Consider the following 987-nt stretch of genomic DNA (forward strand, 5'->3'; position numbering starts at 1 on the left):
TCGACCGCGTCGGCATCCACGACGACTTCTTCGCCCTCGGTGGCCACTCCCTCCTCGCCACCCAGGTCGTCTCTCGCATCCGCTCCGACCTCCGCGTCGAACTCCCCCTCCGCGCTCTCTTCGAGGCTCCCACCGTCGCCGCACTCGCCCTCCGCATCGACTCGCGAGGCCCGACTGCGTCTCTCGCGCCGCCGCTCCTGCCTTCGTCGAGAGATGTCGCGCTGCCGCTGTCGTTCGCGCAGCAGCGTCTCTGGCTCATCGATCAGTTGGAGCCACAGAGCCCGGCGTACAACATCCCCTCCGCGCTGCATCTGCACGGTGGGCTGAACATCGAAGCCCTGCGCCGAGCCTTCGAGGCGCTCATCGAGCGCCACGAGTCCCTGCGCACCATCTTCGCGGAGCACGAGGGCCAGCCGGTTCAAATCATCCGTCCGTCCGTGCGCTGGACCTTGGAGGCCACCGACCTCACGCACCTGCCGCAAGCCGAGCACGAGGCCGAGGTCCGACGCCGCGCAACGCAGGAAGCGTCTCAGCCCTTCAGCCTCACGAACGGGCCACTCCTGCGCACCACGCTGCTGCGTCTGTCCGAGGAGCACCACGTCCTCTTCGTGACGATGCATCACATCGTCTCGGATGGCTGGTCCATGGGCGTGCTCGTGCGCGAACTCGCGGCGCTCTACGAGTCCATCCACGGGGGCTCACAGGCTTCACTGCCGATGCTGCCCGTGCAGTACGCGGACTTCGCGGCGTGGCAGCGCGGCTGGCTCCAGGGCGACGTCCTCCAGCGTCAGGTCGACTTCTGGAAGCGTCACCTCGCCGGAGCCCCGCCGCTCCTCGAGCTGCCCACCGACAAGCCTCGTCCCGCCGTCCAGGGCACCACCGGCGCCACACTCGCCTTCTCTCTTCCCAAGTCCCTCTCCGACTCCCTCAAGGCTCTCGCTCTCCATGAAGGCGGCTCGCTCTTCATGGTCCTCCTCGCCTCCTGGC

Annotated in this window: 1 protein-coding gene; it reads left to right on the forward strand. The window is 68.2% G+C overall.

Annotation, left to right across the window (positions count from 1 at the left end; genetic code table 11):
* On the forward strand, window positions 1-987 hold a 987-nt coding region (locus tag KRR26_RS36525), incomplete at both ends, for a condensation domain-containing protein (RefSeq protein WP_236069668.1).

Origin of the sequence: Citreicoccus inhibens (genome assembly GCF_019039035.1) — a bacterium.
Classification (GTDB): Bacteria; Myxococcota; Myxococcia; order Myxococcales; family Myxococcaceae; genus Citreicoccus; species Citreicoccus inhibens.